The following is a 22,686-nucleotide window of genomic DNA, read 5'->3' as shown; positions in this document are numbered from 1 at the left end:
CAAGCTCGCTCCTACAGGGGTCTTGCGATTCTACGCCTTCGCAGTTCCCATGCGCCTTTTGTAGGAGCGAGCCTGCTCGCGATGGACTTGAGAGCAACGCGGGCATCCTGAAGGCCCGCGTTATCGTTGACGACCATCGCGAGCAAGCTCGCTCCCACAGGGGTCTTGCGATTCTACGCCTTCGCTGCCGGGCGCTTGTCTTCAACCGTCCACTTGCCGCCGTCGTAGAACGCTTTCCAGCCAGTCGGCTTACCGTCAACTTCGGTCTGCACGTACTGTTCCTTGGTCTTGCGGCTGTAACGAATCACAGCCGGGAGGCCATCGGGATCTTTCTTCGGCGCTTCGCAGAGGAAGTGATACTTCGGATCAATCTCATCCTTGTGCGGCACGATCTCGATAACCAGCGGAGCACGCGTCTCACGGTTTTTCGGGAACTGGCTGGCCGCCAGGAACAGGCCGGATGCACCGTCGCGCAGGATATAGGTGTCGTTGACCTTTTCGCATTTCAGCTCAGGCATCTTCACCGGGTCCATCTTCGGCGGCGCCGCATCACCGCTTTTCAGCAGCTTGCGGGTGTTCTTGCAGGTCGCGTTGGTGCAGCCGAAGAACTTGCCGAAACGGCCGGTCTTGAGCTGCATCTCGCTGCCGCACTTGTCGCATTCCAGGCTCGGACCTTCATAGCCCTTGATGCGATAGGTGCCCTCTTCGATTTCGTAGCCGTCGCAATCCGGGTTGTTACCGCAGATGTGCAGCTTGCGCTTCTCGTCCAGCAGGTAGGCATCCATCGCCGTGCTGCAGATCGGGCAGCGGTGCTTGCCACGCAATACCAGCGACTCCGACTCACCTTCATCGTCCGCGGCGATTTCGTCGCCCGGCACCAGGTTGACGGTGGCCTTGCAGCGCTCTTTCGGCGGCAGGCTGTAGCCTGAGCAACCGAGGAACACACCGGTCGACGCGGTGCGAATCTGCATCGGACGACCGCAGGTCGTGCACGGAATGTCAGTCATCACCGGCTGGTTGGCACGCATGCCGTTTTCCGGGCTTTCGGCTACTTCGAGCTTTTTCTTGAAGTCGCCGTAGAACTCGTCGAGTACGTTTTTCCAGTCGCGTTCGCCCTGGGCCACGTCATCGAGATGCTCTTCCATGCCGGCGGTGAAACCGTAGTCCATCAGGTTCGAGAAGCTCTCGGCCAGGCGTTCGGTGACGATGTCGCCCATCTTTTCCGAGTAGAAACGACGGTTGTGCAACGCCACATAACCACGGTCCTGAATGGTCGAAATGATCGCTGCGTAGGTCGAAGGACGACCGATGCCGCGTTTTTCCATTTCTTTTACCAGGCTGGCTTCCGAGTAACGCGCCGGCGGCTTGGTGAAGTGCTGGGTCGGATCAAGCTTGATCAGCTTCATCGCGTCGCCCTGGGCCATGTCCGGCAGCACATCGTCGTCGCCTGGCTTGGCGATTTGCGGCATGACACGGGTGTAACCGTCGAACTTCAGGATGCGGCCCTTGGCACGCAGCTCGAAGTCGCCAGCGCCCACAGTGACGGTCGTCGACAGGTATTGCGCCGGCAGCATCTGGCAAGCCAGGAACTGGCGCCAGATCAGCTCGTAGAGGCGCTCAGCGTCACGCTCCATACCCGACAGCTTGCTTGGCTCGGTGTTGGCGTCGGAGGGACGAATCGCTTCGTGAGCCTCTTGTGCGCCTTCCTTGCTGCTGTAGACGTTCGGGGTTTCCGGCAAGTACTTCTTGCCGAACTCGCCTTCAATATAAGTACGCGCCATCGCCACGGCATCAACCGAGAGGTTGGTCGAATCGGTACGCATGTAAGTGATGTAGCCGGCTTCGTACAGACGCTGGGCCATCATCATGGTTTTCTTCACCCCGAAGCCCAGGCGGTTGCTCGCGGCCTGCTGCAGGGTGGAGGTGATGAACGGCGCCGACGGCTTGCTGCTGGTCGGCTTGTCTTCGCGCTTGACGATGCTGTAGCTGGAAGCCTTGAGCTTCTCCAGCGCGGCCATGGCCTGGGCTTCGTTGAGCGGCTTGAAGGCTTCGCCTTTTTCGCGGGCCACGTCGAAACGCACGGTCGCGCCTTTTGCGGTGCCGAGGTCGGCGTGCACTTCCCAGTACTCTTCCGGGATGAACGCGCGGATTTCACGTTCGCGCTCGACCACCAGCTTCACGGCAACCGACTGCACGCGACCGGCGGACAGGCCGCGAGCGATCTTGGCCCACAGCAGCGGCGAAACCATGTAGCCCACGACGCGGTCGAGGAAACGACGGGCCTGCTGGGCGTTGACGCGGTCGATATCCAGCTCGCCCGGCTGGGAGAAGGCTTCCTGGATCGCCTTCTTGGTGATTTCGTTGAACACCACGCGCTTGTAGCGGCTGTCGTCACCACCGATGGCTTCGCGCAGGTGCCAGGCAATGGCTTCCCCCTCGCGGTCCAAGTCGGTTGCGAGATAGATGGTGTCAGCATCCTTGGCGAGCCGGCGCAGCTCTTCGATGACTTTTTCCTTGCCCGGGAGGATCTCGTACTTGGCTTTCCAGCCATGGTCCGGATCGACCCCCATGCGCGCGACCAGCTGCTTGCGCGCTTTTTCTTTAGGCGACAGTGCCGGCGCTTCACCCGCAACAGCCTTGCCGCGCTTGGCGGCCGGCTCTTTGCTGGCGCTAGCCGAACCGCTGGTGGGCAGGTCTCGGATATGGCCGATACTCGACTTCACCACGTATTCGTTGCCCAAATACTTGTTGATGGTCTTGGCCTTAGCCGGGGATTCCACAATGACCAGCGATTTGCCCATGGATCAGAAAATTCCTGAATTCGAGAAGTGAAAGGCGGTTGGCGCCTGACGCGGCACCGCTATATATAGTGGCTACAAGGTGAGGTCAAGCGCAGGGTATTGCGCGCACTCAGCTTATGGCTTGGTAAAAAGGCTTTCCTCGGCCTGCACCAAAGCAAAGCGTGGCACCTGTTCGCCGTCAACTTCGACGGACTCCAGGAACATGCTCAAGGGACGCACCCAAAAGCCGTAATCGCCATACAGGGCTTGATAGAAGACCACTTCTTCTTCGGTTTCCGAATGCCGCGCAACACTGAATACGCGGTACTGCGGACCTTTGTAATGTTGGTAGAGCCCAGGTTGTATCGGCATGCTTTGGCCCTCACTCAAATTTTTTCAAAATAAAAACAAAATAAATCCGGAAAAACAAAAACCGGGGCACTTGGCCCCGGCTTCCATCAACGAAACGCTTAAACGCGTTCGAAGACGGTGGAGATGCCTTGGCCGAGACCAATGCACATGGTGGCTACCCCGAAGGTACCGCCATTCTGCTTCATCACATTGAGCAAAGTGCCGGAGATACGCGCACCGGAGCAACCGAACGGGTGGCCCAGGGCGATCGCGCCGCCGTGCAGGTTAACCTTCTCGTTCATCTTGTCGAGCACTTTCAGATCTTTCAGCACTGGCAGGGCCTGTGCGGCGAAAGCTTCGTTGAGCTCGAAGAAGTCGATGTCGGAGATGCCAAGACCCGCGCGCTTCAGTGCTTTTTGTGTGGCCGGTACTGGACCATAGCCCATGATTGCCGGATCCACACCTGCTACCGCCATCGAGCGAATCACCGCCATAGGCTGGATGCCCAGGTCCTGTGCGCGCTGCGCCGACATCACGATCATGCACGAAGCACCATCGGTGATCTGCGACGAAGTACCTGCTGTCACGGTGCCGCCCTTCGGATTGAACGCTGGCTTGAGAGCCGCCAGGCTTTCCAGGGTGGTTTCCGGACGAATGGTTTCGTCGTAGTCGAAGGTTTTCAGGAAACCGTTCTCGTCGTAGCCCTGCATCGGGATGATTTCGTCTTTGAACTTGCCTTCCACGGTCGCCTTGTGGGCGAGTTGGTGGGAGCGCATGCCGAAAGCATCTTGCTGCTCGCGGGTAATGCCGTGCATTTTGCCCAGCATTTCCGCAGTCAGGCCCATCATGCCCGAGGCTTTCGCCGCGTACAGCGACATGTGCGGGTTCGGATCGACACCGTGCATCATGCTCACGTGACCCATATGCTCGACGCCACCAACGACGAACACGTCACCATTGCCAGTCATGATCGCTTGCGCAGCAGTGTGCAAGGCGCTCATGGACGAGCCACACAGACGGCTGACGGTCTGGCCGGCCGAGGTGTGCGGGATCTGGGTCATCAGCGACGCCATGCGCGCGATGTTCCAGCCCTGCTCCAGGGTCTGGTTCACACAGCCCCAGATCACGTCTTCGACTTCGTTCGGGTCGACCTTGACGTTGCGTTCCAGCAATTTGCTGATCAGGTGCGCCGACATGTCTTCGGCGCGGGTGTTGCGGTGCATGCCGCCCTTGGAGCGGCCCATCGGAGTACGACCGAAGTCGACAATCACGACGTCTCTAGGATTCAAGCTCATAAGTTCACTCTCACTCTAGTTGGGGGCGCTTAACCGAAGAAGCTCTGGCCGTTCTTGGCCATTTCGCGCAGCTTCGCGGTCGGGTGGTACAGCGCGCCCAAATCAGCGTACTGGTCAGCCAGGGCAACGAACTCTGCCACACCGATCGAATCGATGTAACGCAGCGCACCGCCACGGAATGGAGGGAAACCAATGCCGTAGACCAGACCCATGTCGGCTTCGGCAGCGGTTTCGACGATGCCGTCTTCCAGGCAACGCACGGTTTCCAGGCACAGCGGGATCATCATCCAGTTGATGATGTCTTCGTCGGTGACTTCGCGCTGTTCAAAGACGATTGGCTTGAGCACTTCCAGTACCGACGGGTCGGCGACTTTCTTCTGCTTGCCCTTCTTGTCGGTCTCGTAGGCGTAGAAGCCCTTGCCGTTCTTCTGGCCCAGGCGCTTGGCTTCGTAGAGCACGTCGACAGCCGAGCGACGGTCGTCCTTCATGCGGTCCGGGAAGCCTTCAGCCATCACGTCACGGCCGTGGTGGCCGGTGTCGATGCCGACCACGTCCATCAGGTAGGCCGGGCCCATCGGCCAGCCGAATTTTTCCATGATCTTGTCGATACGGACGAAGTCCACACCGGCGCTGACCAGCTTGGCGAAACCGCCGAAGTACGGGAACAGTACGCGGTTGACCAGGAAGCCCGGGCAGTCGTTGACGACGATCGGGTTCTTGCCCATTTTCTTGGCGTAGGCAACGGTGGTGGCAACGGCCAGCTCGCTGGACTTCTCGCCACGGATCACTTCCACCAGCGGCATCATGTGCACCGGGTTGAAGAAATGCATGCCGACGAAGTTTTCCGGACGCTTGAGGGCCTTGGCCAGCAAGGTGATGGAAATGGTCGAGGTGTTGGACGCGAGGATGGTGTCCTCTTTGACCTGATCTTCAACTTCCGCCAGTACGGCCTGCTTGACCTTCGGGTTCTCGACGACGGCTTCCACCACCAGGTCCACGTGACCGAAATCACCGTAGGACAGGGTCGGACGAATGCCGTTGAGCACTTCAGCCATTTTCGCGGCGGTCATGCGGCCTTTATCAACGCGGCCAACCAGCAGCTTGGCGGCTTCGGCCAGACCCTGCTCGATGCCGTGCTCGTTGATGTCCTTCATCAGGATCGGCGTACCCTTGGAAGCCGACTGATAGGCGATACCGCCACCCATGATGCCGGCGCCCAGTACGGCGGCCTGCTTCACGTCCTTGGCGATTTCGTCGTAGGCCTTGGCCTTTTTCTTCAGCTCCTGGTCGTTCAGGAACAGACCGATCAAGCTCTGCGCGGCAGAAGTCTTGGCCAGTTTGACGAAACCTGCGGCTTCAATTTCCAGCGCCTTGTCGCGACCGAAGTTCGCGGCTTTCTGGATGGTCTTGATCGCTTCAACCGGCGCCGGGTAGTTCGGGCCAGCTTGACCGGCCACGAAACCCTTGGCCGTTTCGAAAGCCATCATTTGCTCGATAGCGTTCAGCTTCAGCTTTTCCAGCTTCGGCTGGCGCTTGGCCTTGTAGTCGAACTCGCCGCCGATGGCGCGCTTGATCAGTTCCAGCGCGGCCTCTTGCAGCTTCTCTGGAGCAACCACTGCATCGACAGCGCCAACTTTGAGCGCGTCTTCAGGACGGTTTTCCTTGCCGGCGGCAATCCACTCGATGGCGTTGTCGGCACCGATCAGGCGCGGCAGACGAACGGTACCGCCGAAGCCCGGGTAGATGCCCAGCTTGACTTCCGGCAGGCCGATCTTGGCCTTGGTGGACATGACGCGGTAGTCCGCCGCCAGGCACATTTCCAGACCGCCACCCAGCGCGATGCCATTGATCGCGACAACGGTCGGAACGTTGAGGTCTTCGAAATCGCTGAAAATCTTGTTGGCTTCGAGGTTGCCAGCAACAAGCTCTGCATCCGGCAGCTTGAAGTTGTCGACAAATTCGGTGATGTCGGCGCCGACGATGAACACGTCCTTGCCACTGCTGACGATCACGCCCTTGATCGAAGCATCTGCCTTGATGGTGTCTACGGCCTGACGCAGTTCGTTCAGGGTTAGACGGTTGAACTTGTTGACGGACTCACCCTTGAGGTCGAACTTCAGTTCGACGATGCCACTTTCAAGAGCCTTAACCGTGATGGCTTTACCTTCGTAAATCATCAACTGATCTCCACGATATGGAAGCTGAACAGTACACGTCGGACGCAGGCGAATGGCTTGGCAGGGACGTTGATCGTCAATGCTACGCCCATTCCCCCGGCACACCCGCCAACGCGATAGTCGGGATTCTGTAGGAGCGGTCTGAAATACAAACGCTCAATTCATACGCCCGTTTGATTTGGGTACGTCACCTTCACGGAATTTCCGGCAATTGTCAATCGCCCGAAACACGGGTTGAAACGCGACTTTCCGGTCATATCCGTACTGTGAAGACCTTAAACACGCCGAAGCATGCAGGGTCATTCATAGAATCAATTGTTAGAAAATGCGCCCTAATTCGCTGCAGCCCGCGTTTAACAAGCTACGCTGGCGGAACCAAGGGGAAATTGTGAACGCTTTTGGCGAATGCCCAGCGTAAGATCAGCCAACACCGATTTACCGGCCTGCCTGGCCAACTCCAGCCCGATGATGAATGTCGGGCTTTTTATTGCCTGCGAAAAAACGGCAAATGCGCTCCTCTGTACTCTGTAGGAGCGAGCTTGCTCGCGATGAACCTGAGAGCGCCACGGGGTGTCAGGTTTCAAGCATCATCGTTCACGTCCATCGCGAGCAGGCTCGCTCCTACAGGGGATCGGAGCTTCAGGCGAGCGCCTTGAGGGTGGCATCGATGTGCTGCAACACCTCGGCCTCGCCCTTCTCGCCCCAATACAAGGCAATCATTTGCTTGTCGGCCTCGACCTTGTAGACATTACCCGGCAATTTTTCGAAATGATTGAGCAGCGCCTGGTCTTCACAGGTTTCCTGCCATTGATTGACCCAGACACCCGGTGATTTTTGCCAGTAACTCCAGCACGCCGCCTGACTGCCACGTCGCGGACGATGGTACTGGGCGCACGGGCTCGGCGGCTCCTGGCTCAGCCAGTGTGGCCACTCCTGGGGCGCCAGCTGCATGGCCAGCCCAATGCGCCGGGCCTCCATGCGCAGGGCGATGCGCCCACTCTGGGCACGCGACGGGCGCAACCATGCCAGTGGGCTGAGTACCACCAACAGGATTGACACCACTATCCAGACCGTCATATCTGTACTCCCGATTCTTGATGAGCCCATTGTGTCACTTTGGAACCAATGCGCTTGAAACCAGCCATACTTACCAATATTGCAATCCTCAGGAGGAGCACCTCATGCCCTACAACCATATTCTGGTCGCTGTAGATCTGACCGAAGAGTGCGACCCTGTGATCCACCGCGCTCGCGAGCTGTCGGTGAGCAACGGCGCGAAATTGTCACTGGTGCACATTGTCGAGCCGATGGCGATGGCCTTCGGCGGCGACGTGCCGATGGACCTGTCACAACTGCAACAGCAGCAGTTCGATCAGGCCAAGGAGCGCCTTGACCGCCTGAAGCACAAATACTCAGAGCTTGAGAGCTCCAATTGCCACCTCACCTACGGCCAGCCACGCCAGGAAATCCATCACTTCGCCAAGGAGCAAACCTGCGACCTGATCGTGGTGGGCAGCCATGGCCGGCATGGCCTGGCACTGCTGCTGGGCTCCACCGCCAACGACGTGCTGCATGGCGCGCCTTGTGATGTGCTTGCGGTGCGCCTGCAAACCAAAAGCTGATAACACCAGCCCCTCTGTAGGAGCGAGCTTGCTCGCGATGGTCGTCAACGATGACGCTGGAAACCTGATGCCCCGCGGCGCTCTCAGGTTCATCGCGAGCGAGCTCGCTCCTACAGGGAACTGCGTTGCATATGAAAAGCCCGGCGTTCATCTCTGAGCGCCGGGCTTTTTATTGCAGGATCAATCAGGCATCCAGTTCGGCCCAGCGCTCGACCATCACGTCGAGTTCAGCCTGCAACTGCGCCAGCTGAGCGATCACTGCAGCCGTCTCGGCAGCCGGGCGCAGGTAAAAACCCGCGTCGGCCATCTGCGCTTCAACGGCAGCGATCTGCTGTTCCATGGCTTCGATCTCGCCGGGCAACGCTTCCAGCTCACGCTGCAATTTGTAGCTGAGCTTCTTCTTCGCCACTGGCGCTTCGACTGCCGCCGCAACCGGTGCTGGCTCGACCTTCACCACTGCAGAGTTCAGGTCGGCCTTGCCGGACTTGCTCTCGGTCACACCCAGCAGGCGCGGCGAACCGCCCTGACGCAGCCAGTCCTGATAACCGCCAACGTATTCGCGAACCTTGCCTTCACCTTCGAAGACCAGGGTGCTGGTCACCACGTTGTCGAGGAATGCCCGGTCGTGACTGACCATCAAAACGGTGCCGTTGAAGGTCAGCAGGACCTCTTCGAGCAATTCGAGGGTTTCGACGTCGAGGTCGTTGGTCGGTTCGTCGAGTACCAGCAGGTTGGCCGGCTTGCTGAACAGCTTGGCCAGCAACAGACGGGCACGTTCACCGCCGGACAGCGCCTTGACCGGCGTGCGGGCACGCTGCGGGCTGAACAGGAAGTCGCCGAGGTAGCTCAGCACGTGGCGGCTCTGGCCGTCGATATCGATGAAGTCGCGACCTTCGGCGACGTTGTCGATCACGGTCTTTTCCAGATCCAGCTGATGGCGCAACTGGTCGAAGTAGGCAACATCGATCCTGGTGCCCTCCTCCACCTTGCCGCTGGTTGGCTGCAAGCCGCTGAGCATCAGCTTCAGCAGCGTGGTCTTGCCGGTACCGTTGGCGCCGAGCAGACCGATACGGTCGCCGCGCTGCAGCACCATGGAGAAGTCCTTGATCAGGAACGGACCGCCCGGGTGAGCAAAGCTCACGTTATCGAGGACCATGACCTGTTTGCCGGACTTGTCGGCGGTTTCCAGCTGGATGTTGGCCTTGCCGGTCCGCTCGCGACGCTCGCTGCGCTCGACGCGCAAGGCTTTGAGCGCGCGTACGCGGCCTTCGTTACGGGTGCGACGGGCCTTGATGCCCTGGCGAATCCACACTTCTTCCTGGGCCAGGCGCTTGTCGAACAGCGCGTTGGCGGTCTCTTCGGCCGCCAGTGCGGCTTCCTTGTGCACGAGGAAACTGGCGTAGTCGCCGTTCCAGTCGATCAGGCCACCACGATCCAGTTCGAGGATGCGGGTTGCCAGGTTCTGCAGGAAAGAACGGTCGTGCGTGATGAACAGCACGGCGCCCTGGAAATCCTTCAGCGCCTCTTCAAGCCAGGCGATGGCACCGATGTCCAGGTGGTTGGTCGGTTCGTCGAGCAGCAGCAGGTCCGGCTCGGACACCAGGGCCTGGGCCAGCAGGACGCGACGACGCCAGCCGCCGGACAACTCGGCGAGGGTCTTGTCGGCCGGCAGTTGCAGGCGACTCAGGGTGCTGTCGACCAGCGTCTGCAAGCGCCAGCCATCGCGGGCTTCGAGGTCGTGCTGGACGTGCATCAGCTTGTCCAGGTCGGCATCGGTGACGATGTTCTGGCTCAGGTGGTGATACTCGGCGAGCAACGCACCGACGCCGTCCAGGCCTTCGGCCACCACGTCGAACACTGTCCGCTCGTCGGCCACCGGCAATTCTTGCGGCAATTCGCCGATCTTGAGACCGGGTGCGCGCCAAACGGAGCCGTCATCGGGCTTCTGGTCGCCCTTGACGAGCTTCATCATGCTGGACTTGCCAGTGCCGTTGCGGCCGATGATGCACACCCGCTCACCACGGGCGATCTGCCAGGACACCTTGTCCAACAACGGCATAGCGCCGAAAGCAAGGGACACATCGCTGAATTTGAGCAGGGTCATGAGCTTCTCCAAAAACCGGGCGCGCATTCTACCTGACTTGAGGCTTCAGAAGGCCGGCAATTTCACTCTCGTAGCACTCTGAACGACAAATGTTGCGAACTGATGCGGGAAGACCCGCAAAGCTTTCGCCGGCTGCTGGCAAAAGGCTAAGCTACAGACAATTCAGTGCGGGCCTGACCCGCACTTGTCATGTTTTCTCTGCCTGGACGTCTCATGCGCAGTCGCCTTTTCAATCTTTTGTCGTGTTTTTTACTTTCAGCCGCAGCGCTTCAATCCGCCCAGGCGGTGGACCTGTCCACCCAACGCCAATATTACGATGAAGCCAAGCGCGCCCTGGCCAAGGGTGATACCGGCCCGTACTTCCGTTACAGCCAGGCCCTCGCCGATTATCCGCTGGAACCGTATCTGGCCTATGACGAACTGACCGCGCGCCTGAAAACCGCGAGCAACGCCGAAATCGAGAAATTCCTCGCCGAACACGGCGACCTGCCCCAGGCCAACTGGATGAAACTGCGCTGGTTGCGCTGGCTGGCGGAGCGGGGCGACTGGGCGACTTTCGTCAAGTATTACGACCCGAAAATGAACTTCACAGAACTGGACTGCCTGAATGCGCAGTACCAGATCAGCCACAACCTCAAGGCCGAAGGTTACGCCAACACCGAAAAGCTCTGGCTGACTGGCAAATCCCAGCCCGAAGCCTGCGATACCCTGTTCGGCATGTGGGCCGCCGAAGGCCAGTTGACCGAGCAAAAACGCTGGGAACGCGCCAAACTCGCCGCCCAGGCGCGCAACTACCCGCTGGCCAACAGCCTGGTCAACGGCTTGACCACCCTCGCCCCGCGCGGTCGCTTGCTGGTGGACGTCGCGCAGAAACCGGAACTGCTCAACCAGCCGTCACGCTTCACCCCGGCCGATGAAGCCATGTCCGACGTGGTCAGCCTCGGCCTGCGCCGCCTGGCTCGCCAGGACCCGGACAGGGCCATGAACCTGCTCGACGGCTACGCCAGCAGCATGCACTTCTCCCGGGATGAAAAAGTCGCAATCGCCCGGGAAATCGGCTTGACCCTCGCCAAACGTTTCGACGGCCGAGCCCTGGACGTCATGACCAAATACGATCCGGAACTGCGCGACAACACGGTTTCCGAATGGCGCCTGCGCCTGCTCCTGCGCCTGGCGCGCTGGGACGATGCCTACCAGTTGACCCGCCGCCTGCCCCAGGACCTGGCCACCACCAACCGCTGGCGCTACTGGCAGGCCCGCAGTCTGGAACTGGCGCAACCGCAGAATCCGGAAGTGCAGACGCTCTATAAAAACCTGGCCCGCGAACGCGACTTCTATGGTTTCCTCGCCGCCGATCGCTCGCAGTCACCCTATTCGCTGAACAACAAGCCGCTGGTGATGAGCCAGGCGCTGATCAACAAAGTGCGCAACACCCCCGGCATACGTCGCGCCCTGGAGTTCCACGCTCGCGGGCAAATCGTCGACGGTCGCCGCGAGTGGTACCACGTCAGCCGCCACTTCAGCCGTGACGAGATGGTTGCCCAGGCCAAACTGGCCTACGACCTGAAATGGTACTTCCCGGCCATTCGCACCATCAGCCAGGCGCAGTATTGGGACGATCTAGATATCCGCTTCCCGATGGCCCACCGCAACACGCTGGTGCGTGAAGCGAAGAATCGCGGCCTGCATCCGAGCTGGGCGTTCGCCATTACTCGCCAGGAAAGCGCCTTCATGGAAGATGCCCGCTCCGGGGTCGGCGCCTCGGGTCTGATGCAACTGATGCCCGCCACCGCCAAGGAAACCGCACGCAAGTTCAGCATTCCCTATAGCTCGCCACAGCAACTGTTCAACCCGGACAAGAACATCCAGCTCGGCGCCGCTTACCTGAGCCAGGTGCACAGCCAGTTCAACGGCAACCGCGTCCTTGCCTCCGCCGCCTACAACGCCGGCCCGGGTCGCGTGCGCCAATGGCTGCGCGGTGCCGACCACCTGAGTTTCGATGTGTGGGTAGAAAGCATCCCGTTCGACGAAACCCGCCAGTACGTGCAAAACGTGTTGTCGTACTCGGTGATCTACGGCCAGAAGCTCAACTCGCCACAGCCGATCGTGGATTGGCATGAGCGGTTTTTCGACGATCAATAAATGGAACAGCGGCAAGCTTTAAGCGACAAGCCGCAAGCTGTTCTGGTTAACCGCAATAAAAAAACCGCATTGAAAGATGCGGTTTTTTTATTGCGCTTTTCTTAGCCGGTTATTGGGTCGGAAACGGCATTCTGCCCATCACTGAACTGCAACGCCGCCAGCCGTGCATACAAGGCATTGCTGGCAATCAGTTCCTGGTGCGTCCCTACCGCCACCAGCTTCCCCTGATCCATCACCGCGATCCGGTCGGCGTTTTTAACCGTGGCCAGGCGATGGGCGATCACCAGAGTGGTTCGGTTCTTCATCAGGCTCGGCAGCGCCTGCTGGATCAGGTGTTCACTCTGGGCATCGAGGGCGCTGGTGGCTTCGTCGAGGAGCAGGATCGGGGCGTCCACCAGCAACGCGCGGGCGATGGCCAGGCGTTGGCGCTGGCCGCCGGACAGGCCGAGACCGCCATCCCCCAGATGAGTCTGGTAACCGCTGGGCATGGCTTCGATAAAGTCATGGGCGTAAGCGATCTTTGCTGCTTCCTGTACCTCGGCCAGCGTCGCCTGCGGATTGCCGTAGCGAATGTTGTCTTCAATGCTGCCGAAAAACAGCGCCGGGGTCTGTGACACCAGGGCGAAGCAGCGGCGCAAATCCAGCGGATCGAGCTGAGTCAACGGCACGCCATCGAGCAGGATGCACCCCTCGGCCGGGTCGTAGAAACGCAGCAGCAAGTCATACACCGTCGACTTGCCGGCCCCGGATGGCCCGACCAGCGCCAGCGTCTCACCGGCATTGACCGTCAGACTCAAGCCGTCGACAGCATAACTTTCCGGCCGCGACGGGTAGGAAAAACGCACATTTTGCAGCTGCAGGTGGCCGTCGACCCGTTCCGGCAGCGTCACCGCGCCTGCGACCGGTGGCAGGATGATGTTTTCCGATCGCAGCAACTCGGCAATCCGTTCGGCCGCGCCGGCCGCCCGCTGCAATTCCCCGATCACCTCGCTCAAGGTGCCGAACGCACTGCCGACGATCAGGCTGTAGAACACGAACGCCGCCAGTTCGCCGGCGGAAATTCGCCCGGCGATGACGTCCATCCCGCCGACCCAGAGCATCACCCCGACCGCGCCCAGGACCAGCACGATCACCAGGGTAATCAGCCACGCCCGCTGGAAGATGCGCTTGCGTGCGGTGTTGAACGCCTCCTCCACGGTCACGGCAAACCGTTGCTCGTCCTGGACCTGATGGTTGTAGGCCTGCACGGTCTTGATCTGTCCCAGGGTTTCGGAAACATAACTGCCGATATCGGCAATCCGGTCCTGGCTCAGGCGCGAGAGGTTACGCACCCGGCGACCGAAAATCAGGATCGGCGCGATCACCAGGGGCAAGGCCACCACTACGATACTGGTGAGCTTGGGGTTGGTGATGAACAACAGGACGATCCCGCCGATCACCATCAACAGATTGCGCAGGAACAACGACAGCGAAGACCCGATGACCGATTGCAGCAGCGTGGTGTCGGCGGTCAGGCGAGACTGGATTTCGGAGCTGCGATTGTCTTCGTAAAAACCCGGGTGCAGGTAAATCAGGTGATTGAACACGTCACGCCGTATATCGGCGACGCAGCGCTCGCCGATCCACGACACCAGGTAAAACCGTACAAAGGTGCCGATCGCCAGCCCCACCACCAGCAACATGAACAGGCCAATGGACTGATTGAGCAGGTGTGGCGACTGGGTCATGAACCCCTTGTCCACCAGCAGGCGGATGCCCTGCCCCATGGACAAGGTGATGCCGGCAGTGACGATCAACGCCAGCAAGGCGCCGAAGGCCTGCCAGCGATACGGCGCAATGAAACGACTGGCCAGGCGAACAGCACGGCGGTGACGGGCAGAGAGCATCGCAAACATCCGGGACAAGACAAACATTAGGGTCAGCCTACACCGCTCAATGGGGTGGCTCGCTGCAAATCACAATGAGTCAGGTTAATTATGTCCACCAACACTAGAGGCTAGACGCTATTGGTCTAAAGTTCGGCTAGCCACGCGAAGGCATTTCTGCTGCACTGGTTCTGTCCCCCCGGAAAGATCGCAGGGAGTTGTCATAGCCCGGTCACCTGGCGGTTCTACAGTAAGCACACTACCTGATGAGGAGACAGGCCATGTCCTTGCAACACAGCAGCGATGACAAGATTCAAGTGATCCGCACGCAACCAGACCAGTCTCTGGGCTGCTCGATTATCGACGAGCAAGGCCGCGAAGTACCGATCACTGAAGAAATGATCCAGAAAGCTTGCAGCGAACTGGAAAAGCGATTGGTCAAACCTGCCGAACAAGAGTGATATAGCCACCGTCTTCTTGACCCGGCCCATTGTTGGCCGGGTTTTTTATGGGTGCCTGTCCGGATATTGTGGGGCGCCCTTCGCGAGCAAGCCCGCTCCCACACTTGATCTATATGCACCACAAATCCCCTGTGGGAGCGGGCTTGCTCGCGAAGGGGCCACTGCGGTGTATCAGATTGCCGCCGCCCCCAACGCCGCCACAATCCGCCGCAACTCAGGCGCATCCCCCTCGATCCGCACCTGCAAGCCGTCGATCTCTCGGCGCGAAGGATAATTCTTGCGCAGCATATCGAACGCCGCGCGCTGCTCGCTGACACTGCCGACCAGGCTGCGACGGAAATCCGCATCGTCACGACGCGGGTCATACACGCCACGGCACAGCATCGCCAAAGCCCAGGCCGGGTCGCTTTGCGCATTCAGGGTCACGTGCGACAACCAGGGTGCCGGCAGCAAATCCCTCAGGCTGACGCGGGCCGGTTGCCCGAGGAAATCACAATAGGCCTGATAGATCTGTGCGGTGCCCCGCTGCTTGCCGTCGAGGCTGTAACCGGCAATGTGCGGCGTTGCCAGCACGCACAGCTCGGCCAGCGCCACGTCGACTTCAGGCTCGCCTTCCCAGACATCGAGCACTGCTTGCAGGTCTTCACGCTCCAACAGCACATCGCGCAGTGCCGCGTTGTTGACCACAGGTCCACGACTGGCATTGACCAGCCAGGTACCGGGTCTGAGCTGGTTGAGGCGTTTTTCATCGAACAGATGCCAGGTCGATTGAGGCCCCTGCTTGGTCAGCGGCGTGTGCAGGCTGATGACGTCGCACTCGTCGATGATCCGCTCAAGGCTGACGTAGTCACCGCCTTCATTCGCCTGCCGGGGAGGATCGCACACCAGCACCTTCCAGCCCAGGCCCTGCAGGACCTTGACCAGTCGGCCGCCCACCTCGCCGGCGCCGACCACGCCGTAGGTACGCCGGGTCAGGTCGGCCCCTTCGATTTCGGCCAGGGTCAGCAAGCTGCCGAGCACATAGTCGACCACACCGCGGGCATTGCAGCCCGGTGCACTGGACCAGGTGATGCCGGCCTGCTGAAAGTAATCCAGGTCCAGATGATCGGTGCCGATGGTGCACGTACCGACAAAGCGCACTTTGCTGCCTTCGAGCAGCGCGCGGTTGACGTTGGTCACCGAACGCACCAACAGCACATCGGCCTGCTCGACCGTGGCACGGTCGATGGCGCGACCCGGCACCCGGCGGATTTCACCGAAGCCTTCAAAGAAGGCATCGAGCAGGGGGATATTTTCGTCGGCAACAATCAGCATGGCAGGCTCCTTTGGCGGATCGGCAGTGTAGGCGTAGATGACGCATCGCGCCTAGACGCATCTCTCTGTAGGAGCGAGCTTGCTCGCGAAGGACGCAAGGATGCCACGTTCATTCAGGCATCCCGCGCCATCGTTGACGCTCATCGCGAGCAAGCTCGCTCCTACAGAGGGTTGATTACAAATCCATAACACGGGCCTTTTCCTGACTGCCGCGTCAACGCGTAGAATACGCGGCTGTGCATCAAAACCTCCTGGACGTTTCGCTATTGAATCCTGTTATTGAAAGTACCGTCGCCACTGCGCCTTCGCGGACGACCCCCGTTCGCCTGGAACTCAAGGGCCTGCTCGGCCTGGCCCTGCCCATCATGATCGCGCAACTGGCCACCACGGCCATGGGCTTCGTCGATGCGGTGATGGCCGGCCGCGTCAGCCCGCGAGACCTGGCCTCGGTGGCCCTGGGCAACTCGATCTGGATTCCGGTCTACCTGTTGATGTCCGGCGTTCTGCTGGCAACCACACCCAAGGTCGCGCAACGCTTTGGCGCCGCGCAGTTCAACGAGATCGGCCCGCTGGTACGCCAGGCGCTGTGGCTGGCATTGTGTGTCGGCTTGATCGGCAGCGGCCTGCTGCTTTGCGCCGAGCCGATCCTGCACTGGATGAAAGTCGATCCGCAATTGATCGAGCCGAGCATGGGTTACCTGCACGGGATCGCTTTCGGGTTTCCCGGCATGGCGTTCTATTACGTATTGCGCTGCTACAGCGATGGCATGGGGCGTACCCGCCCGAGCATGGTCATCGGCTTGTGCGGCCTGCTGCTGAACATCCCGCTGAACTATGCGTTGATCTACGGCCATTTCGGCGCACCGGCCCTGGGCGGCGTCGGTTGCGGCTGGGCCAGCGGCATCGTGATGTGGTTCATGGCGTTGAGCATGGCCGGCTGGACCTTCTGGGCCCCCTTCTATGCCCGCACCCGGGTACTGGTGCGCTTCGACCGCCCGCAATGGGCCGTGATCAAGCGCCTGGTCGGCATTGGCCTGCCGATTGGCATCGCCGTGTTCGCCGAGTCCAGCATCTTCGCAGTTATCGCGCTATTGATCGGCAGTCTCGGCTCGACCGTGGTGGCCGGGCATCAGATCGCCCTCAATATCAGCTCGTTGCTGTTCATGATTCCTTATTCGCTGGGCATGGCGGTGACCGTGCGCGTCGGTCAGGCACTGGGGGCCGGCAATCCCTGGCAGGCGCGCTTCGCGGCGAAGGTCGGGCTCGGCGCGGCACTGGTGTTCGCGGCGTTCTCGGCGAGCCTGATCCTGCTCCTGCGCGAACCGATCGCCTCGATCTACACGCCTGACAAGGCCGTGATCCAGATTGCGTCGATGTTGATTGTCTATGCTGCGCTGTACCAGTTTTCCGATGCCATCCAGGTGATTTGCGCGGGCGCGTTGCGTGGCTACCAGGACACCCGGGCAACCATGATCCTGACCCTGTTCGCCTATTGGGGCATCGGTCTGCCGGTCGGCTACGTGTTGGGACTGACCGACTGGTTCGGTCCGGCCAGCGGCCCGAGCGGGCTGTGGGAAGGGTTGATTGCCGGCTTGAGCTGTGCGGCGCTGATGTTGTCGATCCGCCTGACGCTCAGTGCGCGCAAACGGATTCGTAACAGCCGCTCGGCCGGCTGATTGCACAAATTGTAGGAGCGAGCTTGTTCCGGGCGGCGTTCCGACGAAGGTCGTGAACGGTAACGCGTAAAACCAGATGCCCAACGGCGCCTTCGTTTTTTTCGCGAGCAAGCTCGCTCCTACAGTTGCGTCATGATGCGAACCTAAACGGACTTCTTGCGAATCCAGTAGAGGTAGGTGCCCTCCTCCTCGTGCTGCGCCACCAGTTCGTGGTCGAGAAACACACAGAACTTGGGAATGTCACGACGGGTCGACGGGTCGGTGGCGATGACCTTGAGCAGGCCGCCGGGCACCAGGTCACGGATGTGCTGGTGCAGCATCATCACCGGCTCGGGGCAGTTGAGGCCGGTGGCATCGAGGGTGCCGTCTACCGGCGTATCAAGCATTTCACTCATGATTCACTCCTGAAACTGGCCGGCATTGTCGCGCATTGCCGGGTTTGTGGCGAGGGAGCTTGCTCCCGCTCGGCGGCGAAGCCGACGCAAAACCTGTATATGTGGTGTGTCAGACACAACCAATAGCTAATAGATGACTTTAGGGCTGCTTCGCAGCCCAGCGGGAGCAAGCTCCCTCGCCACAAAAGCCCTTGCCAAAATCAGCGGGACTTGGGTTTCTTCACGTCCAGCCGGCGCAAATGGCAGGTCACTTCCTCGCGGTCGTGGTACAGCTGCTTGCAGCCGATCTCGACCTTGATGCCCCGCGCCTTGAAACCATCGGCAATGCGCTCGAGCAGACGCTTCACCTCGGCATAGCGCTGTTTCATCGGCAGCTTGAGGTTGACCACTGCCTCGCGGCAATGACCGTCACCGATCCACTCTTCCAGCATCGCCGCATTGCGCGCCGGCTTCTCGACGATGTCGCAGACCATCCAGTCCACCGGCTGCTTGGGCTTGAAGGTGAAACCGTCGGCCATCAGGTGTTGCACAAGCCCTGTGTCCATCAGGCTTTCGGCCATCGGGCCGTTGTCGATGGCGGTCACCAGCATGCCGCGGTTGACCAGTTGCCAGGTCCAGCCACCGGGAGCGGCCCCGAGGTCGACGCCGGTCATGTCGCTGTGCAGGCGCTCGTCCCACTGGTCACGCGGGATGAAGTGGTGCCAGGCCTCTTCCAGCTTCAGGGTCGAGCGGCTCGGCGCCTCCCGAGGAAACTTCAAGCGGGGAATGCCCATCGGCCACATCGCCGAGTTGTTCGACTCGGCCAGCCCCATGAACACCTCACGGCCGCTTTTGAAGGTCAGCAACAGCCGCGGCTTGTGAGCGTCTTCCACCAGTTTGCCGGCGGCCATCAGCGCCTTGCGCAGGTGCACTTCGAACTTTTTGCAGAAGTTCGACAGTTCCTTGCCATCATTGGTGTCGACCATTTCCAGCCACAGGCTGCCGCACAGCGGAAAGTCCGCCATATGATCGAGGATCACGCTGATGCGGTCGGTTTCCGGCAGATCGATGAAAATCCCCCGGGCCCATTGGCGCGGGAAGATCAGCTCGGCGAAACGCTGCCCGCGCATCAGGCGCTCGGCGCCGTCTTCTTCGGTGCAGACGAATTCGGCGCAAGCGGTGGCGGCTTTGGCCTTGGCGTAGCCGGCCACGTTCAAGCGCGCGGCGAGGTCGGAAATCTCGGAACAGACTTCACCTTCGAAGCCCGGCCGGCAATGCATGAATAGGGTGTTCATTCTTACTCCTGGACCCTGTAGGAGCGAGCGTGCTCGCGATGGACTCAAGGACGGCGCATTTATTCAGGAAACACGCGTTATCGTTAACGTCCATCGCGAGCAGGCTCGCTCCCACAAAGAGAGACCGCTTGCGTTGAAGCAAAGCCTGTCACGAAAACCGGCGCATGATAGCCGAGATCGGAACCTGGGTCTGTCCATAGAGTCCAGTTATTAGCCAGCTACCGAAAACAGGGCTAGGTTTAAGGCTCTGTCCGTCCCCTCAGTCCGTAGCCGTGCGGACTTCAAGGAGTGATCGCAATGCCGTCCCTCGATAGCCTGAATACGTTGAAAACCCTGCAGGTCGGCAACAAGACCTACCACTACTTCAGCCTGCCCGACGCCGCCAGGAGCCTGGGCGAGCTGGACAGGTTGCCGATGTCGTTGAAAGTCCTGCTGGAAAACCTGCTGCGCTGGGAGGACGAAAAAACCGTCACCGGCGCCGACCTCAAGGCACTGGCCGCGTGGCTCAAGGAGCGCCGCTCCGACCGGGAAATCCAGTACCGCCCGGCGCGGGTGCTGATGCAGGATTTCACCGGCGTTCCCGCCGTGGTCGACCTGGCCGCCATGCGCGCGGCGATGGCCAGGGCCGGCGGCGATCCACAGCGCATCAACCCGCTGTCGCCGGTGGACCTGGTGATCGACCACTCGGTGATGGTCGACAAGTTCGCCAGCAGCAGCGCCTTCGAGCAGAACGTCGACATCGAAATGCAGCGCAATGGCGAGCGTTATGCGTTCCTGCGCTGGGGCCAGAGTGCCTTCGACAACTTCAGCGTGGTGCCGCCGGGCACCGGGATCTGCCACCAGGTGAATCTTGAATACCTCGGTCGCACGGTCTGGACCAAGGACGAGGACGGCCGCACCTACGCCTTCCCCGACACCCTGGTCGGCACCGACTCCCACACCACCATGATCAACGGCCTCGGCGTGCTCGGCTGGGGCGTCGGTGGCATCGAGGCGGAAGCGGCGATGCTCGGGCAACCGGTGTCGATGCTGATTCCCGAGGTCATCGGTTTCAAACTCACCGGCAAGCTCAGGGAAGGCATCACCGCCACCGACCTGGTGCTGACCGTCACCCAGATGCTGCGCAAGAAAGGCGTGGTGGGCAAATTCGTCGAATTCTACGGCGACGGCCTTGCCGACCTGCCGCTGGCCGACCGCGCGACCATCGCCAACATGGCGCCGGAATACGGCGCCACCTGCGGTTTCTTCCCGGTGGACGACGTCACGCTGGAGTACCTGCGCCTGTCCGGCCGCCCCCTTGAAACAGTGCAATTGGTCGAGGCCTACAGCAAGGCCCAGGGTCTGTGGCGCCTGCCCGGCCAGGAGCCGGTGTTCACCGACACCCTGGCGCTGGACATGGGCAGCGTCGAAGCCAGCCTCGCGGGACCAAAACGTCCGCAGGACCGAGTGTCGCTGCCGAATGTCGCGCAAGCCTTCAGCGACTTCGTCGACCTGCAATTCAAACCCACCAGCAAGGAAGAGGGTCGCCTCGAAAGTGAAGGTGGTGGTGGCGTCGCCGTCGGCAATGCCGATATGGCCGGTGAAGCGGATTACGATTACGAAGGCCAGACCTATCGTCTGAAAAACGGCGCCGTGGTCATCGCCGCCATCACCTCCTGCACCAACACCTCCAACCCGAGCGTGATGATGGCGGCCGGGCTGGTGGCGAAGAAGGCCGTGGAAAAAGGCCTGAAACGCAAACCCTGGGTGAAGAACTCGCTGGCCCCCGGCTCGAAGGTGGTCACCGACTACTACAAGGCGGCCGGCCTGACCCGCTACCTCGATGAATTGGGCTTTGCCCTGGTCGGCTACGGCTGCACCACCTGCATCGGCAACTCCGGACCGCTGCCGGAACCCATCGAGAAAGCCATCCAGCAAGCCGACCTCACCGTGGCATCGGTACTCTCGGGCAATCGCAACTTCGAAGGCCGGGTGCATCCCCTGGTGAAAACCAACTGGCTGGCCTCCCCGCCACTGGTGGTCGCCTATGCGTTGGCAGGTACGGTACGCACCGACCTCAGCCGCGAACCGCTGGGCGAAGACAAGGACGGCAAACCGGTTTACCTGCGGGACATCTGGCCCAGCAGCAAAGAAATCGCCGACGCGGTGAGCCAGGTCAACACCGCCATGTTCCACAAGGAATACGCCGAAGTGTTTGCCGGAGACGAACAATGGCAGGCAATCGAGGTGCCGCAAGCGGCGACCTATGTCTGGCAGGACGACTCGACCTACATCCAGCACCCACCCTTCTTCGACGACATCGGCGGCCCGCCGCCCGTGGTCAAGGATGTCAGCGCAGCGAACATTCTCGCCCTGCTCGGCGACTCGGTGACCACTGATCACATCTCCCCCGCCGGCAACATCAAGGCGGAAAGCCCGGCAGGGCAGTACCTGCGCGACAAAGGCGTGGAACCGCGGGACTTCAACTCCTACGGTTCGCGGCGTGGCAACCATGAAGTGATGATGCGCGGCACCTTCGCCAACATCCGCATACGCAACGAAATGCTCGGCGGCGAGGAAGGCGGCAACACCCGCTACATTCCCACCGGGGAAAAAATGCCGATCTACGACGCCGCCATGCGCTATCAGGCATCGGGCACCCCGCTGGTGGTGATTGCCGGCCAGGAGTACGGCACCGGATCGAGCCGCGACTGGGCGGCCAAAGGCACCAATCTGCTGGGGGTCAAAGCGGTCATCGCCGAAAGCTTCGAGCGCATCCACCGCTCCAACCTGGTGGGCATGGGCGTGTTGCCGTTGCAGTTCAAGCTGGATCAGAACCGCAAGAGCCTGAACCTCAACGGCAGTGAAACCCTGGACATCCTCGGCTTGACCGGTGTCGAGCTGACACCACGGATGAACCTGACACTGGTCATCACCCGCGAAGACGGCAGCCGCGAGAAAATCGAGGTGCTGTGCCGCATCGATACGCTCAATGAGGTGGAGTACTTCAAGTCCGGAGGGATTCTGCATTACGTGTTGCGGCAGCTGATTGCCTCCTAGCCATGCGCTGATACAAACACCGCCTTCGGGCGGTGTTTTTTGTCTGGGAGCCCGCCAGTACAATCGCTCGCCTTATGCCCCCCTTTCATGCCTGACACATGAGCAAATGTGGGAGCGGGCTTGCTCGCGAAGACGGTGGATCAGTCGACACACGTGTTGAATGTCATGGCCTCTTCGCGAGCAAGCCCGCT

General features: G+C 60.6%; 15 protein-coding genes. 5 read left to right on the top strand and 10 right to left on the bottom strand.

Annotated elements, in window-relative coordinates; translation table 11 throughout:
- Window positions 1-173 precede the first annotated feature (173 nt).
- The 5 genes from topA to BSF40_RS11685 all read right to left on the bottom strand — a co-directional run bounded on the left by topA (window position 174) and on the right by BSF40_RS11685 (window position 7,680).
- Window positions 174-2,801, bottom strand: a complete 2,628-nt coding sequence (gene topA / locus BSF40_RS11705) for a type I DNA topoisomerase (protein WP_095965238.1) — start codon at window positions 2,799-2,801, stop codon at window positions 174-176.
- Between the two features lie 114 nt (window positions 2,802-2,915).
- On the bottom strand, window positions 2,916-3,152 hold the full coding sequence (locus tag BSF40_RS11700) for a DUF1653 domain-containing protein (protein WP_007986363.1): 237 nt from the start codon (window positions 3,150-3,152) through the stop codon (window positions 2,916-2,918).
- Window positions 3,153-3,250: 98 nt separating this feature from the next.
- Window positions 3,251-4,426: an acetyl-CoA C-acyltransferase FadA gene (gene fadA, locus BSF40_RS11695; RefSeq protein WP_095965237.1), complete on the bottom strand. Its 1,176-nt coding sequence runs from the start codon at window positions 4,424-4,426 to the stop codon at window positions 3,251-3,253.
- A gap of 29 nt (window positions 4,427-4,455) precedes the next feature.
- The gene (fadB, locus tag BSF40_RS11690) at window positions 4,456-6,603 is read right to left on the bottom strand and encodes a fatty acid oxidation complex subunit alpha FadB (protein ID WP_095965236.1); all 2,148 of its coding nucleotides are present in this window, start codon (window positions 6,601-6,603) and stop codon (window positions 4,456-4,458) included.
- 639 nt (window positions 6,604-7,242) lie between these two features.
- Complete coding sequence (locus BSF40_RS11685; protein WP_015095957.1) at window positions 7,243-7,680, bottom strand: hypothetical protein; 438 nt, start codon at window positions 7,678-7,680, stop codon at window positions 7,243-7,245.
- Window positions 7,681-7,784: 104 nt separating this feature from the next.
- Here BSF40_RS11685 and BSF40_RS11680 point away from each other — a divergent pair, with 104 nt between their 5' ends.
- Window positions 7,785-8,225 carry a universal stress protein gene (locus BSF40_RS11680; RefSeq protein ID WP_095965235.1) on the top strand — a complete coding sequence of 147 codons (441 nt, stop codon included), beginning with the start codon at window positions 7,785-7,787 and terminating at the stop codon, window positions 8,223-8,225.
- A gap of 184 nt (window positions 8,226-8,409) precedes the next feature.
- On the opposite strand, the gene BSF40_RS11670 is transcribed toward BSF40_RS11680, so the two are convergent.
- A complete protein-coding gene (locus tag BSF40_RS11670) occupies window positions 8,410-10,329 on the bottom strand; it encodes an ATP-binding cassette domain-containing protein (protein ID WP_095965233.1) in 1,920 nt (639 codons plus the stop codon).
- A gap of 213 nt (window positions 10,330-10,542) precedes the next feature.
- Between BSF40_RS11670 and BSF40_RS11665 the strand changes: the two genes are divergently transcribed.
- Window positions 10,543-12,471 (top strand): transglycosylase SLT domain-containing protein, encoded by a 1,929-nt coding sequence (locus BSF40_RS11665; RefSeq protein WP_095965232.1) that lies wholly within the window; start codon window positions 10,543-10,545, stop codon window positions 12,469-12,471.
- Between the two features lie 101 nt (window positions 12,472-12,572).
- Here BSF40_RS11665 and BSF40_RS11660 read toward each other — a convergent pair whose 3' ends face one another.
- Window positions 12,573-14,366: an ABC transporter transmembrane domain-containing protein gene (locus BSF40_RS11660; RefSeq protein WP_172435700.1), complete on the bottom strand. Its 1,794-nt coding sequence runs from the start codon at window positions 14,364-14,366 to the stop codon at window positions 12,573-12,575.
- 251 nt (window positions 14,367-14,617) lie between these two features.
- On the opposite strand from BSF40_RS11660, the gene BSF40_RS11655 reads away from it, so the two are divergent.
- Window positions 14,618-14,797 carry a PA1571 family protein gene (locus BSF40_RS11655; RefSeq protein ID WP_007974065.1) on the top strand — a complete coding sequence of 60 codons (180 nt, stop codon included), beginning with the start codon at window positions 14,618-14,620 and terminating at the stop codon, window positions 14,795-14,797.
- A 171-nt stretch (window positions 14,798-14,968) separates the two neighbouring features.
- On the opposite strand, the gene pdxB is transcribed toward BSF40_RS11655, so the two are convergent.
- Complete coding sequence (gene pdxB, locus BSF40_RS11650) at window positions 14,969-16,111, bottom strand: 4-phosphoerythronate dehydrogenase PdxB (RefSeq protein ID WP_095965230.1); 1,143 nt, start codon at window positions 16,109-16,111, stop codon at window positions 14,969-14,971.
- A gap of 266 nt (window positions 16,112-16,377) precedes the next feature.
- Here pdxB and BSF40_RS11645 point away from each other — a divergent pair, with 266 nt between their 5' ends.
- The gene (locus BSF40_RS11645; RefSeq protein ID WP_095965229.1) at window positions 16,378-17,787 is read left to right on the top strand and encodes an MATE family efflux transporter; all 1,410 of its coding nucleotides are present in this window, start codon (window positions 16,378-16,380) and stop codon (window positions 17,785-17,787) included.
- 143 nt (window positions 17,788-17,930) lie between these two features.
- Here the strand turns inward: BSF40_RS11645 and tusA are convergent, their stop codons facing one another.
- Window positions 17,931-18,182 (bottom strand): sulfurtransferase TusA, encoded by a 252-nt coding sequence (gene tusA / locus BSF40_RS11640; protein ID WP_015095965.1) that lies wholly within the window; start codon window positions 18,180-18,182, stop codon window positions 17,931-17,933.
- A 200-nt stretch (window positions 18,183-18,382) separates the two neighbouring features.
- Window positions 18,383-19,456, bottom strand: a complete 1,074-nt coding sequence (gene rlmM, locus BSF40_RS11635; RefSeq protein ID WP_008022982.1) for a 23S rRNA (cytidine(2498)-2'-O)-methyltransferase RlmM — start codon at window positions 19,454-19,456, stop codon at window positions 18,383-18,385.
- 297 nt (window positions 19,457-19,753) lie between these two features.
- Here rlmM and acnA point away from each other — a divergent pair, with 297 nt between their 5' ends.
- On the top strand, window positions 19,754-22,495 hold the full coding sequence (acnA, locus tag BSF40_RS11625) for an aconitate hydratase AcnA (RefSeq protein WP_095965228.1): 2,742 nt from the start codon (window positions 19,754-19,756) through the stop codon (window positions 22,493-22,495).
- Window positions 22,496-22,686 lie beyond the last annotated feature (191 nt).

Source organism: Pseudomonas sp. ACN5 (assembly GCF_002303975.1).
GTDB classification, from domain to species: domain Bacteria; phylum Pseudomonadota; class Gammaproteobacteria; order Pseudomonadales; family Pseudomonadaceae; genus Aquipseudomonas; species Aquipseudomonas laurylsulfatiphila.
Note: the sequence above shows the minus strand (reverse complement) of the source record. Positions and strands in the feature narration are given on the sequence as shown.